The organism is Litoreibacter sp. (genome assembly GCF_039974535.1).
GTDB lineage: Bacteria > Pseudomonadota > Alphaproteobacteria > Rhodobacterales > Rhodobacteraceae > Litoreibacter.
Map to the genome: position 1 here is coordinate 1 of NZ_JBDWIU010000012.1, position 13,693 is coordinate 13,693.

14 protein-coding genes, 1 tRNA gene and 1 pseudogene are annotated in these 13,693 nt (G+C 55.0%); 9 read left to right on the forward strand and 7 right to left on the reverse strand.

Annotated features, from left to right (window positions below; genetic code table 11):
* Positions 1 to 145, reverse strand: a pseudogene (locus ABJN86_RS12900) (IS3 family transposase); the annotation flags it as partial.
* Between ABJN86_RS12900 and ABJN86_RS12905 the strand changes: the two are divergent.
* Positions 103 to 579, forward strand: a complete 477-nt coding sequence (locus ABJN86_RS12905; RefSeq protein ID WP_348363752.1) for a hypothetical protein — start codon at positions 103 to 105, stop codon at positions 577 to 579. The pseudogene ABJN86_RS12900 and the gene ABJN86_RS12905 sit on opposite strands and share 43 nt — an antisense overlap.
* A 108-nt stretch (positions 580 to 687) precedes the next feature.
* On the opposite strand, the gene ABJN86_RS12910 is transcribed toward ABJN86_RS12905, so the two are convergent.
* Together ABJN86_RS12910 and ABJN86_RS12915 are read right to left on the reverse strand one after the other, a co-directional pair.
* Complete coding sequence (locus ABJN86_RS12910) at positions 688 to 1,356, reverse strand: nucleotidyl transferase AbiEii/AbiGii toxin family protein (RefSeq protein WP_348363798.1); 669 nt, start codon at positions 1,354 to 1,356, stop codon at positions 688 to 690.
* A 10-nt stretch (positions 1,357 to 1,366) separates the two neighbouring features.
* Entirely contained in the window at positions 1,367 to 1,627 is a 261-nt protein-coding gene (locus ABJN86_RS12915) for a hypothetical protein (protein ID WP_348363799.1), read from the reverse strand.
* A gap of 323 nt (positions 1,628 to 1,950) precedes the next feature.
* On the opposite strand from ABJN86_RS12915, the gene ABJN86_RS12920 reads away from it, so the two are divergent.
* Positions 1,951 to 2,133, forward strand: coding sequence for a hypothetical protein (locus ABJN86_RS12920; protein ID WP_348363750.1), 183 nt, complete (start codon positions 1,951 to 1,953; stop codon positions 2,131 to 2,133).
* A gap of 2 nt (positions 2,134 to 2,135) precedes the next feature.
* Positions 2,136 to 2,381 (forward strand): hypothetical protein, encoded by a 246-nt coding sequence (locus ABJN86_RS12925; RefSeq protein WP_348363749.1) that lies wholly within the window; start codon positions 2,136 to 2,138, stop codon positions 2,379 to 2,381.
* 30 nt (positions 2,382 to 2,411) lie between these two features.
* On the opposite strand, the gene ABJN86_RS12930 is transcribed toward ABJN86_RS12925, so the two are convergent.
* Positions 2,412 to 2,485, reverse strand: a tRNA-Cys gene (locus ABJN86_RS12930).
* Positions 2,486 to 2,733: 248 nt separating this feature from the next.
* On the opposite strand from ABJN86_RS12930, the gene ABJN86_RS12935 reads away from it, so the two are divergent.
* The 3 genes from ABJN86_RS12935 (at position 2,734) to ABJN86_RS12945 (ending at position 5,902) form a co-directional block, all read left to right on the forward strand.
* Positions 2,734 to 3,387, forward strand: a complete 654-nt coding sequence (locus ABJN86_RS12935; RefSeq protein WP_348363747.1) for a protein-L-isoaspartate O-methyltransferase — start codon at positions 2,734 to 2,736, stop codon at positions 3,385 to 3,387.
* A 74-nt stretch (positions 3,388 to 3,461) separates the two neighbouring features.
* Positions 3,462 to 4,829, forward strand: coding sequence for a TolC family outer membrane protein (locus tag ABJN86_RS12940; protein ID WP_348363745.1), 1,368 nt, complete (start codon positions 3,462 to 3,464; stop codon positions 4,827 to 4,829).
* Between the two features lie 71 nt (positions 4,830 to 4,900).
* Entirely contained in the window at positions 4,901 to 5,902 is a 1,002-nt protein-coding gene (locus tag ABJN86_RS12945; RefSeq protein ID WP_348363744.1) for a hypothetical protein, read from the forward strand.
* A 3-nt stretch (positions 5,903 to 5,905) separates the two neighbouring features.
* Here ABJN86_RS12945 and ABJN86_RS12950 read toward each other — a convergent pair whose 3' ends face one another.
* A complete protein-coding gene (locus tag ABJN86_RS12950) occupies positions 5,906 to 7,372 on the reverse strand; it encodes a cobyric acid synthase (protein ID WP_348363743.1) in 1,467 nt (488 codons plus the stop codon).
* Between the two features lie 65 nt (positions 7,373 to 7,437).
* Positions 7,438 to 7,893 (reverse strand): Lrp/AsnC family transcriptional regulator, encoded by a 456-nt coding sequence (locus tag ABJN86_RS12955; protein WP_348363741.1) that lies wholly within the window; start codon positions 7,891 to 7,893, stop codon positions 7,438 to 7,440.
* Between the two features lie 121 nt (positions 7,894 to 8,014).
* On the opposite strand from ABJN86_RS12955, the gene putA reads away from it, so the two are divergent.
* From putA to ABJN86_RS12970, 3 genes are read left to right on the forward strand one after another with little or no spacing between them, the layout of a single operon-like run.
* Entirely contained in the window at positions 8,015 to 11,362 is a 3,348-nt protein-coding gene (gene putA, locus ABJN86_RS12960; RefSeq protein ID WP_348363739.1) for a bifunctional proline dehydrogenase/L-glutamate gamma-semialdehyde dehydrogenase PutA, read from the forward strand.
* 31 nt (positions 11,363 to 11,393) lie between these two features.
* Positions 11,394 to 12,134, forward strand: coding sequence for a rhomboid family intramembrane serine protease (locus ABJN86_RS12965; protein ID WP_348363737.1), 741 nt, complete (start codon positions 11,394 to 11,396; stop codon positions 12,132 to 12,134).
* The gene (locus ABJN86_RS12970; RefSeq protein ID WP_348363735.1) at positions 12,131 to 13,012 is read left to right on the forward strand and encodes a glycosyltransferase family 10; all 882 of its coding nucleotides are present in this window, start codon (positions 12,131 to 12,133) and stop codon (positions 13,010 to 13,012) included. The genes ABJN86_RS12965 and ABJN86_RS12970 overlap by 4 nt, the downstream gene beginning before the upstream one ends.
* Here the strand turns inward: ABJN86_RS12970 and ABJN86_RS12975 are convergent.
* Positions 13,009 to 13,662: an FkbM family methyltransferase gene (locus ABJN86_RS12975; RefSeq protein ID WP_348363733.1), complete on the reverse strand. Its 654-nt coding sequence runs from the start codon at positions 13,660 to 13,662 to the stop codon at positions 13,009 to 13,011. The genes ABJN86_RS12970 and ABJN86_RS12975 overlap by 4 nt on opposite strands.
* Between the last annotated feature and the right edge of the window lie 31 nt (positions 13,663 to 13,693).

Genomic DNA, 13,693 nt, shown 5'->3' on the forward strand with positions numbered 1-13,693 from the left:
TGTCACCAGCCCACTTCTGGTTGGGCGCATCGGCCGCAAAGTTGCGATCCAGCAGGTTTGGCGCGATATTGAACTTGTGATCGCTGTTTGTCGTCACCTTGTGTGTACGTGTTCACACAACGGATATGCCGTTCTGGCGTAAGCGCGCGCGAGGCGGCGGCGGAGGTTGAAGAATTAGAATTTGGAAAGATCCTGTCGGCCTATCCCGAGGATCGGCTTCGAGATCGACGAACCTGTCTGAAGCAAATTGCAGCGGCGGTGCAGGCGGGCGTTGAAGTCGAGGATATGTTGCTGGCCGTCAAAGCTTATGCTGTCGAAACCGAAAGCTACACGCGCAGCAAGGTCTGTTTTGCGGATAACTGGTTCAAAATGCGCCGATGGGAGAAGGGGCTTGCCCAAGTTCAGGCTGACAGCGAGAAGGCGCGAAAGGCCGAAGAAAAAGGCCGTGCCAGTTTGGTCGAATGGATCCTCGGATGTCATCCCCTGTGCAAACACATCACCCGCCGTCAGGTAGCTGATTTGCTGGCGAACAAGGCCGTAACGCCAGAGCAAGTACGTTCAACGGGGTTGGAGGTGTGATCCGTTTTCAAAGAAAGCTTACGCTACAGCGCAAAATATCCAATTTACGCTATGGCGTAAAATGTTCAACTTCGTCTTTGTACAAGAGATGTCTTCTCAATCTGGGCGCTACCTGGGAATTTTTGAGAGGATCTCAATTGTTGACCTCTGGGCGGTTCTGACTACGTCAGAGAAGTCCTCGCGAACCGTTAACCCTGAAAGGATCCCTTGGGCTAAGTCAGGACTCAACTGTTCTGCAACATCTTGGGCCAGAACAGCTTGCTCAGGGAAATCTGAAAGGGCATTGATTACATACTCATCGCCGTAAACTTGGCGCACGGCTGCAATATCGAACATATCACGCGGCTGTAGGTTCCACCCTCTGTGGAATACCTTTTTGGCGATGATTTCGCTGGGGGTTTCGAGCAAAATCTGTTGCCCGTTGACTTCGTGAGTGGTCGCAAAATCGTCGGTGAGCCATCCGCTGCAAATGACATCAATCTCGCCAACCTCGTCAAAAACGATCTTGAGCGACTGGGTGCCGTCTGAAGTATAGCTGCTTGGATGCAACGACAGTGTGAAATCCTGCGTCTCTGGGTTCAAAAATGGCATCAGTTGCGGGTCGCCCACAAACAAGTCGATGTCATGGCTTTCGCGATGATCGATCTGCAACATAAGGGCGGTGCCCCCGCCCAAAGTCCATCGATCAATGATGGTCGTGTCTTTGTTTGCTTGCTCGATAATCGATACGGCAATGTCAAAAAGGTCGCTCCAACGACTCGGAGAGGGAGTGTTCATATGAGTGCGCTTATGCGGCGAATGAAATGGGGTTCGCGCATTGTGTTTGCAGGTAGGTCGCGACAGTTTTCGCACCGTCTTCAATGCCCATTTCTTGAATGAAATCAGATTGAAGGCTTGGCTTAACCTCTGTAAAGAAAGAAAAAACTGGCCCGAAAGCCTCTTTCATTGTCTCGAGGCTGGAAATGCAGGCGGCGAGTTGATGTGCAGAAAGGTTCGCACCATAGGGTGCGTTCACAGTTCCCAAAATCTTGGAAGCCACGACGGACATTTCTGCTTTCTCCTTTTCTGTTCCTCATAATTAGCTGTTTTTCCCTAATTTTGCAATAAGGATGCGCGCTTGGTGCGTCTTTGAAGCATTTTGGCTTGAACGGTACTCAGGTCAGGTTCCGCTTGGCAAATTCAGATCCCCAACGCCGTGTTTCTGGTTGCTGAACATAAGCGGGCAGCCGTGCCAGACGCGGGACAAACCCCGCTTCAACAAGAAAATTCCCCTGCGCCAGCGCATTCCTCGCGAGGCAAGTTTCTCGCTGACAGCCCCTTTGTGCCAGCTTTGGTCATGTTCATCGAAACACTCAAAGTGAGGATCAACAAATGGCTACTCAAACACTGAAACTGAACGTCAAATCCGGCGAAAAAGACGGCAAGAACTTCTGGGATCGCTGCGGCGTTCTCTTCGTCAACACCGATAACAGCGGCAACATCACGTCGATCAACATCAAACATAGCATGTTCCCCGACGTCGAAATGGTCGCCTTATGTATGCGGAGCGCGTAAGATTGGGCGTTGAAGCTCATGATCAGCACGCCCTGCGATACCGCGGTGTGATGGAATTAGCTGCAGCAGGTTGTACGGACGATCAAATTGCTAGCTATAGCGGCCATAGCTCGAAAGCGATGATTATCAAATATGCAGGAATGGCCCGTCAAAAGATGCGTGCAAGCGAAGCCGCAATGAAACGAAGCAAGCAATCGAACAAAGCGACAACAAAAAGTGAAACTGATACCAGAGGTGATATCCAATGAGCAAAAAAAATCATAACCCATTGATTTTATTGGAGGCGAGTACCGGAATCGAACCGGTGTTCACGGATTTGCAATCCGCTGCGTAACCACTCCGCCAACTCGCCTCAACGGTGTGCGGGTTCTCTAGACCAAGCGAATTGGTCACGCAAGGGCTTAGGAGAGCCCATTATTGCAATCGTTGCCGGTGTAAGAGCAAGCCTTGTGCGCATCTTCAGGTTGAACGTCGTTGGCTGAACACCGCTGGTCAATGCGATTTTTGGCAGGGATTTGCGAGTTGCCTTACTTCAGCGTTGCTGTGTCCCATAATCTGTGTCAAACCTGTTTCAACTGAAACTAGACTAATGAGTTTAGTATGCTTGATAATGCTGCAAACCGTACAATGATGGTCGACACGCAAGTGCGCCCGTCGGATGTGACCAAGTTCCCTATCATTGAAGCCATGCTTGCCGTGCAGCGCGAAGCGTTCGTGCCGCAGAGTATGCGCAACGTGGCCTACGTCGGTGAGAACGTAGATCTTGGTGGGGGGCGAGTGGTCCTTGAACCACGCACCTTTGCTAAGATGCTGGACGCGCTTGATATTCAACGCTCGGATGTGGTGCTGGATATCGGGTGTGGCCTTGGATATTCGTCCGCAATTTTCGCGCATATGGCTGATGCCGTAGTCGCCGTTGAGGAAGACGAAGATTTGGCACGCGATGCTGAACTGGCCTTAGCCGAGCAAAACGTGGACAACGCCGTTGTGGTGACCGGGGCGCTTGCTCAAGGTGCCGCAAAGTCGGGTCCCTACGACGTGATATGCATTGAAGGCGGCGTGACGGTCATTCCCGATGAGATTATAAATCAACTCAAAGAAGGTGGTCGCATTCTGGCGATTTTCACGCAGAATGCTCTGGGTGAAGCTCGGTTGGGGCGCAAAATTGGCGGGAAGGTCAGTTGGAGTCTTGCATTCAACGCTGGTGCCCCTTTGCTGCCTGGCTTCGTAGCTGAAACGGCTTTTGAGCTTTAAGTTGCTGTTAAGTAGGGTGTTTGTCGCCCTGCTCTTGAGGTTTTACGAGATTTTTCACAAATAGGTGGACTGATATGTCGCGGCGTTTCCTGAATAGCGCAATCTTAGGCCTGACACTGAGTTTTTCACCGCTTCTAGCCTCGGCAGAAACACTCACGAGCGCTTTGACGGCGGCCTACAATAATTCCAATTTGTTAGAACAAAGTCGAGCGTTGCTTCGCGCGCAAGACGAAGGGGTCGCAATCGCGCTTTCTGCGCTGCGTCCTCAAGTGAATGGCAGTGCTTCCTTAACTCAAAATCATACGTCTTCGGTTGGGGATACGCTGACTGCAACGGTTGGTCTGACCGCAGAAGTGTTGCTTTGGGATGCTGGGCGTTCAAAATTGAGCGTTGAGTCTGCCAAGGAAGCGGTTCTGGCCGTGCGCAGTCAATTGGTTCAACAAGAACAAGCCGTGCTTTTGCAGGCAGTGAACGCATATGTGCAAGTTTTGCGCGACCAACGTGTCCTTGAAGTGCGCCAAAGTAACCTGAGGTTGATCACGCAAGAGCTACGGGCTGCCCGGGACCGGTTTGAGGTGGGTGAGGTGACCCGCACAGATGTCGCCCAAGCGGAAGCGAGACTGGCCTTTGGGCGTGGCGAGTTGGCCGACGCCCAGGGGCAATTGGAAATTACACGTGAATTATACAAAATTGCGGTTGGTCGCACACCGTCGAAGCTGGAGAGTATCTCTGACCTGCCAAGATTACCCGCTAACTTGGTGGCAGCTAAGACAACTGCGCGGCAGATGAGCCCCGAAATCGAACAGATCCAACATGAGATCAAAGCAAACGAACTTAGTTACGCGTCAACCAAAGCGCGAACGCGACCAAGTTTGTCTGCAACCAGCGGTGTCTCACACTCAGATTTCGGCGGCACCTCCGATAGCGCCAGCATTGGGTTGTCTTTGAATGTGCCAATTTATCAGGGCGGGCAGCTCTCTGCGTTGGTAAGGCAGGCGCTTGCACAGGTTCACGCGTCTAAGGCCCAATTGAATCAACAAGTGCTTTCTGTAGAGCAAGGTGTCGGCAATAGTTGGGCGCAACTGGCCGTGGCTCGCGCACAGGTCGCATCGACCGAGCGTCAAATTAGCGCCGCACAAACGGCCTTTGATGGCGTGCGAGAAGAGGCCAAGCTTGGCGCGCGTACAACGCTAGATGCGTTGGATGCGGAGCAAGACTTATCCGATGCGCGCACGAACTTTGTGGTCGCTCAAACACAGGTGTATTCAGCAGCTTATAGCGTCTTGGCGTCGATGGGCCTGCTGACCGCGGACAATTTGAAGCTCAATGTCGAGCGCTACGATCCATCCGACTACTATAAAGCTGCCTCAGGTGCACCAGTCCCCACTTCGAAGGCTGGTAAGAAGTTGGACCGCATCTTGCAACGGTACCAAAAGAACTAACTAATCTAACGATCGGTTGTCAGGCTGCCATGCGACGGGTATCTTGCCTGAAAAGTGTAGGGGCTGAGCGTATGTCTGATCCGGTAACCAATGTAGATGTGGAAGATGTTCTGTCCTCCATTCGTAGACTCGTATCGGATACGAATTCTGAGGATCGTCAAGCCAGCAATGCACCTGAGGCTCCGGAGCCCAAGGATGAGGACACCCCTAAAGGCGAGCCGAAGGTCGCTGATGCGCTGGTTTTGACCTCCGCTCTTCGGGTGAATTCGGGCGCAGAGGATTCGGGCGCAGAGGATTCGGTCCCAGAGTTTCGCCACACCGACATGTCGAACCTACGCAGCACCATTTTGGACGAGTCATCTGATGATGAAGACAGTTCAGCACAAGCCGATGAAGCTGACTGGGCTGCCTTGGACGACGATGAGTATTACGAAGACGAGGTGCCGGTAGAAAGCGCCCCAGTGATTGACTTCATTCGCCATGGTCATTCCAAGCCGGAAGCCGAGACACCGGATGACGGGCAGAGCGATGAGGCGGAAGAAGCGGCCCCCGCTGATGAATGGGAAGTCACGGTTGCATCCGACGAAGGTTCTGAAGACGCCGCGAAAGCTGATGCAGCGGAAGAATGGGTGGATGAGCCTCAAAACGATACAGAATTGGGCGTCGCTGAAGAGATTGTCGAGCACGATGAAATAGAGGCGGTGTCCGAAGCCGAAGCCGAAGCCGAAGCCGAAGCCGAAGCCGAAGCCGAAGTGGACGATGTTATAGTTGATGCCGAACAGGATCAAATTCAGCCCAATGAAACAGCTGAGCCGATGACTGAAGAAGCGGAGTTCGCCTCCGTTGCGGCGGCCACTGTAATGGATGAGGAACAAGAGCCAGCTGAAGATGATTTCGATCTGTCAAATCTTGATGACAGCAATTTCATCGACGAAGACGCGTTACGCGATTTGGTCGCGGAGATCGTTCGTCAAGAGCTGTCTGGCGATTTGGGGGAGCGCATAACGCGCAACGTTCGCAAACTTGTACGCCGTGAAATTCATCGTGCGCTTCTGACGCGGGAATTTGAGTAAGGCTTAGCTAGCGTCCACTGTCGCCGCGAGTTGGTACAGCGTCTCAATATCCAGATGTTCCTCTAGATGATCCGCCAGTGCTTCCAAAGCGGTCTCTACGGATGCACTATAATCTTGCACATGCGATGTGCCTCCAAGCTTTTGCAGGTAGGCGCGACGGAAAGCGTCAGATGTGAATAATCCATGGACGTAGCATCCCTCGACCTTTCCATCAGCTGATGTGGCACCCGCAGGCGCACCGTCTATTTGCAGCCATGGTCGCGCGGTGTCAGGACCGTCTGTAACGCCGATGTGTATCTCGTAGCCTGCCAAGGGCGCAGCTGTCGCCAGATGGATGCCCTCAACCTCCGCCAGCCGTTTTTGCGGTGCCATGATGGTTTGAATGTCCAGTAGCCCCAAGCCCTCAACCGAGGTCGGAGAACCTTCGATGCCGTCGGGGTCAGACACGATCCGACCCAGCATTTGATAGCCGCCACAAATCCCCAGCACGTGCCCGCCACGCCGAACATGCGCCATCAGGTCGATGTCCCAACCCTGCGCACGCAAAAAGGCTAAATCGCCAATAGTGGATTTCGAACCGGGGATCAAAACCAGATCGGCGTCGGCGGGCAGCGGGCGGCCCGGCTCTATGATCTCGACGGAAACCCCTGGCTCCATCGCCAGCGGATCAAGGTCGTCGAAGTTGGCTATGCGCGACAGCTTTGGCATGGCGATCTTCACAACATCGCCCTTGCGGGAGGTGGAGGAGATGTCCATCACATCCTCGGCGGGCAGTTGCCACGCGTCGTTAAACCAAGGCAATACGCCCAGCGGTGCCCAATCCGTGCGCTTTGTGATTTCAACCATGCCATCATCGAACAGGGTGACGTCGCCTCTGAACTTGTTGATCATAAAGGCTTTGATCCGGTCGCGGTCTTCATCTGGCAGCACGCTATGTGTTCCCACGATTTGCGCAATCACGCCGCCGCGATCAATGTCACCCACTAGGACCACAGGCACATTGGCGGCCTCCGCAAAGCCCATGTTGGCGATGTCGCCCTTGCGTAGGTTAATCTCGGCGGGGCTGCCCGCGCCCTCAATTACGATCAGGTCGACGGCTTCGCAAAGGCGGTGAAAACTCTCCAGCGTCTTGGACAAAAGCTCGGGCTTGGCTTTGGTGTAGTCGCGGGCCTTCAAGGTGGCATAGCGCTTGCCGTGGACGATGACTTGCGCGCCGACATCGCTTTCCGGCTTCAACAGCACGGGGTTCATGTCGGTGTGCGGGGCGACGTTGCAGGCTAGGGCTTGCAAGGCTTGCGCGCGGCCGATCTCCCCATCATCGGATGTGACGGCGGCATTGTTGGACATGTTTTGCGGCTTAAAGGGACGAACGGCTATGCCGCGACGGGCAAACACGCGGCAAAGGCCCGCGACGAGCATGGACTTACCGACGTTGGAACCGGCTCCTTGTATCATGATCGCTTTGGTCATTGTCGCTCCACTTCGCTAACGCAACCGAGGTGCCGCGAAAGGGCAAGGAAGTAAAGGGGGCGGTGCTACAAAGCGTCCTCTTTGACGGCTTCCATGACCACATGTGTGGAAGTGTGGGCCACATGGGGCAGGGCGCTGACCTGCTCTCCCAAAATACGGCGGTAACTGCGCATGTCAGTTGTGCGTACTTTCATGAGGTAGTCGAATTTTCCTGCAATCATATGGCATTGCTCGATTTCAGGGGTCGCGAGCACGGCCTCATTGAAGGCCCGCAAGGCCAGTTCACGCGTGTCGTCTAGCTTCACTTCAACGAAGGCAATATGCGCCAGGCCTAACTTCACGGGATTCAGTTGGGCGGTGTAGCCGCGAATGTATCCGTCCTTTTCCAGACGGCGCAGGCGGGTCTGCGTGGGCGACTTGGAAAGGTTGATTATTTCCGCAAGGTCGGTCACGGTGATGCGCCCATTGGCGGATACGGCTTTCAGTATCGCGGTGTCATATGTGTCAAGGTCGTCAGTCATTTGACCTGCCATTTTTCAAATTTGCGGGAAGTATTGAGTCTTATATGTGATCTACCGGAGAAAATTTTGCAACGGGGAGTTTAAGCTTGTCTATATTCCTGACCAGATAGAGGCCGTTGATATGACCAATGCAACGTTGAATGACCTGCGCCAAGACATGCGCGCCCACATACTGCCTGATGAGCGTGAGTTCCTCAATAGGTTGATCGCGACCGCGGGCCTTTCGGATGTTGATAGGGGGCGCATCGCGGCCTCGGCGGCGCAATTGGTTACGCAAATTCGCGAGTCCGCAAAACCTGGTTTGATGGAAGTGTTTCTGGCCGAGTATGGGCTGTCGACCGACGAAGGGGTCGCGCTGATGTGTCTAGCCGAGGCCCTGTTGCGGGTGCCCGATGCGGAGACGATGGATGCGCTGATTGAGGACAAAATCGCGCCGTCAGATTGGGGTCGTCACTTAGGGCACTCCGCGTCCTCATTGGTGAATGCGTCGACTTGGGCGTTGATGTTGACCGGCAAGGTGCTTGAGGAAGAGGCCACAGGCATTGCAGGCCAAATCCGCGGCATGGTGAAACGTCTTGGAGAGCCGGTTATTCGCACCGCCGTTTCCCGCGCGATGAAAGAGATGGGGCGTCAGTTCGTTCTGGGTGAGACCATTGAAAATGCCATGTCTCGCGCGCAAACGGAGGAGGCCGAGGGCTACACCTATTCCTACGACATGCTGGGCGAGGCGGCGCGCACCGATGCAGATGCGCTCAGCTACTACCACGCCTATGCGGACGCGATAACGGCCATCGCAAAGGCCGCAACACAGGATGACATTCGCTCCAACCCCGGTATCTCGGTCAAACTCTCCGCGCTCTATGCTCGGTACGAGGCGCCGCAAAGAGACGGGGTCATGGAAATATTGCTGCCTCGTTTGCGAGACCTGTGCCGTCTAGCTGCCAATGGCGGTGTGGGACTGAACATCGACGCGGAAGAAGCCGACCGCTTGGACATCTCACTGGACGTGATCGAAGCAACTTTGGATGATGCCGAACTTGCAGGCTGGGACGGGTTTGGCGTTGTGGTTCAGGCGTATGGGCCGCGTGCGGGCTTCGTCATTGACTGGCTTTACGCACTCGCCTCATCGCTGGATCGTCGCATCATGGTGCGCCTTGTGAAGGGGGCGTATTGGGATACGGAAATCAAGCGGGCGCAAGTCATGGGCTTGGACGGCTACCCAGTGTTCACCCACAAACAGGCCACGGATGTGTCCTATATCGCCAACGCCCGCAAATTGCTGGGCCTGACGGATCGAATTTACCCGCAATTTGCCACGCATAATGCGCATACGGTCGCTGCAATCCTTGATATGGCGTCTGACCGCGATGCGTTTGAATTTCAACGTCTTCACGGCATGGGCGAGCGCCTTCATGACATCGTGTTGCAGGGCGAGCAGACGCGCTGTCGTATCTATGCCCCTGTTGGGGCGCATCGCGACCTGCTTGCCTATTTGGTGCGTCGTTTGCTGGAAAACGGGGCCAACAGCTCTTTTGTGAACCAAATCGTGGATGAAAATGTCCCCGCCGAGGAGGTCGCCTCAGACCCGTTTTCAGAGTTGGAAGGCCTGAGCTTTCCTGCCGTTACATTGCCCTCGGACATCTTTCCGCAGCGCGAGAACTCTAAGGGATGGGACTGGACTGACCCGACCGACATGGCCGCAATCAATGTGTCGCGCACAGAGTTCTATGATCTTCATTCTGATGCAGGGCCACTGTGCGCGGTCACCCTTAAAGGGGCGGAGCGGGTCGAAATTAAGTCGCCGTCTAATCCTGACGACAAAGTAGGACGCGTACAGTTGGCCAATGGTGAAGATGCGGTGAATGCCGTGCATGCGGCCCAGCCTTGGCAGGCGGACGCCGCAACGCGTGCGACAGTATTGCTCAAGGCAGCTGACCTGTTTGAAGCTCATACGGGGCAAGTCTTTGCATTGCTGGCACGTGAGGCGGGTAAAACGATGCCTGATTGCGTCGGCGAGCTGCGCGAGGCGGTCGACTTTTTGCGCTTCTATGCGGGCGAGGCCTTCAAGCTAACAGGCGCGGCGCGGGGACGTTTTGTGTGCATCTCACCTTGGAACTTCCCACTGGCCATTTTCACCGGTCAAATCGCTGCAGCACTTGCTGCGGGCAATGCGGTTCTGGCAAAACCTGCCGAGCAGACGCCACTGATTGCGCATTTCGCCACGTCCTTGTTGCATGAGGCTGGTGTTCCCCTGACCGCTTTGCAGTTGTTGCCCGGTGGGGGCGACGTTGGTGCGGCATTGACTGCGCAGCCCAATGTGGACGGGGTGTGTTTCACCGGCTCCACCGCGACGGCGATGCGTATTCATCAAAACTTGGCCACAAACGGCAATGCCTACGCGCCCTTGATTGCAGAGACGGGCGGGCTGAATGCTATGATCGTTGACAGCACGGCCTTGCCAGAACAGGTGACGCGCGACGTCGTGGCCTCGGCGTTTCAGTCGGCGGGGCAGCGATGCTCGGCGTTGCGCTGCTTGTATGTGCAAGAGGACGTGGCGGATGGGCTGATTGAGATGCTGAAGGGCGCGATGAATGCGCTTCGTATGGGCGACCCTTGGGATGTGGCCACGGATGTGGGGCCAATCATCGATGAAACCGCAGGTGACAAGATAGCCCAATACGTCGAAGTGGCCCGCGTAGAAGGCCGCTTGCTGCATACCATTGATGTGCCCGCGTCTGGTAATTTCATTGCTCCAACCTTGCTGCGCGTGGATGGTATCGAGCAGATGAAGGAAGAGGTTTTCGGCCCCGTGCTGCATGTCGCAACCTTCAGGTCGCATGAGTTGGGCAAGGTGATCGACCAGATCAATGCAACAGGCTACGGGCTGACTTTTGGGCTGCACACCCGGATTGATGACCGCGTCCAGTCAGTTGTGGACCGTGTTCACGCGGGCAACGTCTATGTGAACCGTAACCAAATCGGCGCGGTTGTTGGGTCGCAACCGTTTGGCGGCGAAGGGCTGTCAGGTACGGGGCCCAAAGCGGGGGGGCCGTTGTATGTAGGCAAGTTCACCCAAAGCAACGGTGCGGGTGACATGCCTGAGGTGTGCGACATGCCTGGCCCAACTGGGGAGACCAACCGTCTGACAACCAAGGCACGCCCTCCGTTCCTATGCTTGGGGCCTGACCATGCTGCCCAGATAGAAGCCGTGAGGCAAGCGGGTGGTGACGCGCGGGAAGGATCAATTGAGGAGGTGGAGACCGCGACGGATATCTCCGGTGTGATCTGGTGGGGCGACGAGGATACGGCGCGTGCCATACGTCAAACGCTCGCGACGCGTTCAGGGGCTATCTTGCAGCTGTTAACGGAGACCCCGCGTCCATGCGATACGCTGGCAGAGCGACATGTTTGCATCGATACCACCGCGTCGGGAGGCAACGCGGCATTGTTGGCGGAGGTGGGCGCTTGACCCTCCACGCCCAATCCGTCAGCGTTGGCGCATGTTTCCATTTCGTGATCACAACCCCTCCGAACGCACCCCCTATGTGACCTACGCGCTTATCGCGCTGAACATCGGGATATTTGCCAGCTACTGGCCATTGTTCAACGATGCCGCTGCGATCGGTGTGTTCTTTCAAACATGGGGGATGCAACCGGTTGAGATCAGCGCGGGAGTTGAGACCTATACGTTGTTCACTTCAATGTTCTTGCATGGGGGCTTGATGCACCTTGCAGGCAACATGCTGTTTTTGTGGATATTTGGCGACAATTTGGAAGACCAAATGGGCCATTTCGGTTTTGCCCTGTTCTATTTGGCAGCAGGAGTTGCCGCTGACTTTGGTCAACTGCTCGCGGCCCCCGATAGCGCAATTCCGGTTGTCGGCGCATCTGGCGCAATTGCTGGGATCATGGGGGGCTACCTGTTGCTCTTTCCTCGTGCGAAGGTCGATATCGTGTTGATTTTCATTATCTTCTTCAAGGTTTTTTCCCTGCCGGCTTGGGTCATGCTGGGGGTTTGGTTTGCTCTGCAACTCTTCAACGGGGTGGCAAGCCTTGGCGCTGATGGGGCAGGGGTCGCCTATTGGGCCCACGCGGGTGGCTTTGTAGTTGGGCTATTGCTGTGCTTGCCCTTGTGGCTTAAGCGCGGGGGCGCCGCATACTGGCGGAAAACCGAGGGCCATCCGCCGCATCCAGATGCGATATACGGCTCGACCCTACCTGTGGTGAAGAGACGGAAATGAACGAAGCTGATACGGCCTTTGCTGTGGTTCCCTACGGCCGCTGGCCGACCTTTGGGATAGCCAAAGTATCTTTAGACGACTTAATTTGGCCATTGGGCCGTCCTGAGCGACTTGCGCAAGGCACAGTGGCGAACTTGCGGCCAGACGATCATCTTATAACATTCCCCCGTAAGCCAATGTTTTACCTGCCTTGGTTTGGAGTTCGGGCGAAGGTGTCAGTGATGATCGTGGAGCCAGACGCAGTCCATGCGCACCATCTGAATAGCGCGGGTAGGTTGCACTGGCGGTTCCACCGCATATTGACCAAGAACCAACGGCTCTTGGCTAAGGCCCCAAATGCGTTGCATTTCGTGTTTGGGTTTACCTTCATCGATGACATCGCATCGATCGGAACTGAGAAGTCTCATATGACGTCTCTAATTGCCTCCGCCAAGCGGGACTTGGAGGGACACAGGTTGCGTCATGAAATCGTGGACCATGTTCGTGACGAAGGGCTGGATGTCGACGTGATGGGGCGGGGATACAAACCGTTTGAGCTGAAGCAAGATGGGTTGGCCCCATATCGCTATTCCGTCGTGATTGAGAACATTCGGGAAGGCGATTACTTTACCGAAAAGATCGTGGACGCAGCCCTTTGCCGGACGGTTCCGATTTATTGGGGCTGCCCGAATATCGCGGAGTATTTTAACCCCGATGGTATGATCATTTGCAAATCTCAAGCGGAGATATGTGACGCATTACAGCGGGTCAGTATCGAAGGTTTTGCCGCACGAGAAACTGCGATCCAAGAGAATGCCGAGCGCGCAAAACATTATGCCGACTATCTTGGCCGCGCGGCGCGCACTGTGCAGCAAGACAAGCGATTGGGTTACTCCTAAGAGCGGTGCCATTCTTCCCAAACGAAGGGGTAGCACCAAGCCTCGCGATGGCTGGACGCCAGGTTCTCGCGAACAGAGTCGCGCAGCGCGCCGTCGCTTTCTTTGAACTGATGGAACTGAACTTGAACGATCCCAAATCGCTTCAGATCATCCGACGTGGCAAGTGCGGGAAGGAGATCATATTCGCCGCCTTCGATGTTGATTTTAATCAGGTCGATGCTTGAAGATTCAAAATTTGCCATGAAGGCGGACACTGATTTAACTTGGCCTGACACGGCCCCTGCCACATCGTTAACTGCGGAAGAGGCGTCGCCGTCATCAGATAGGTGCAACGTGCCGTTTTCGCTTCCAAGGGCGAAGTCGTGAACGATGATTTTAGGCTGGTTTTTAAATCGGTCCTGTAGCGCGGCCGCGAATGTGGGATGGGGCTCAAACACATGCACGGTAGAGCCATAGCGATCAAAAATATCCTGTGCCCAGTTTCCCTCAAAACCACCCACATCGAATACGATGCTGTCCGGGCCCAATTGATCGAAATTGTACCGCTTTGCCTCCATCTTGTCGCGCTTCCATTGACGGTAGGCGGTGTAGGCTGCTCTGCGCCAAGGTTCGCGCCGAAGGCGTAGCCAGATTTTGAGTGAAATACGCATTCAGGTTAGCCTGCAATTAGGGTAGTTATGC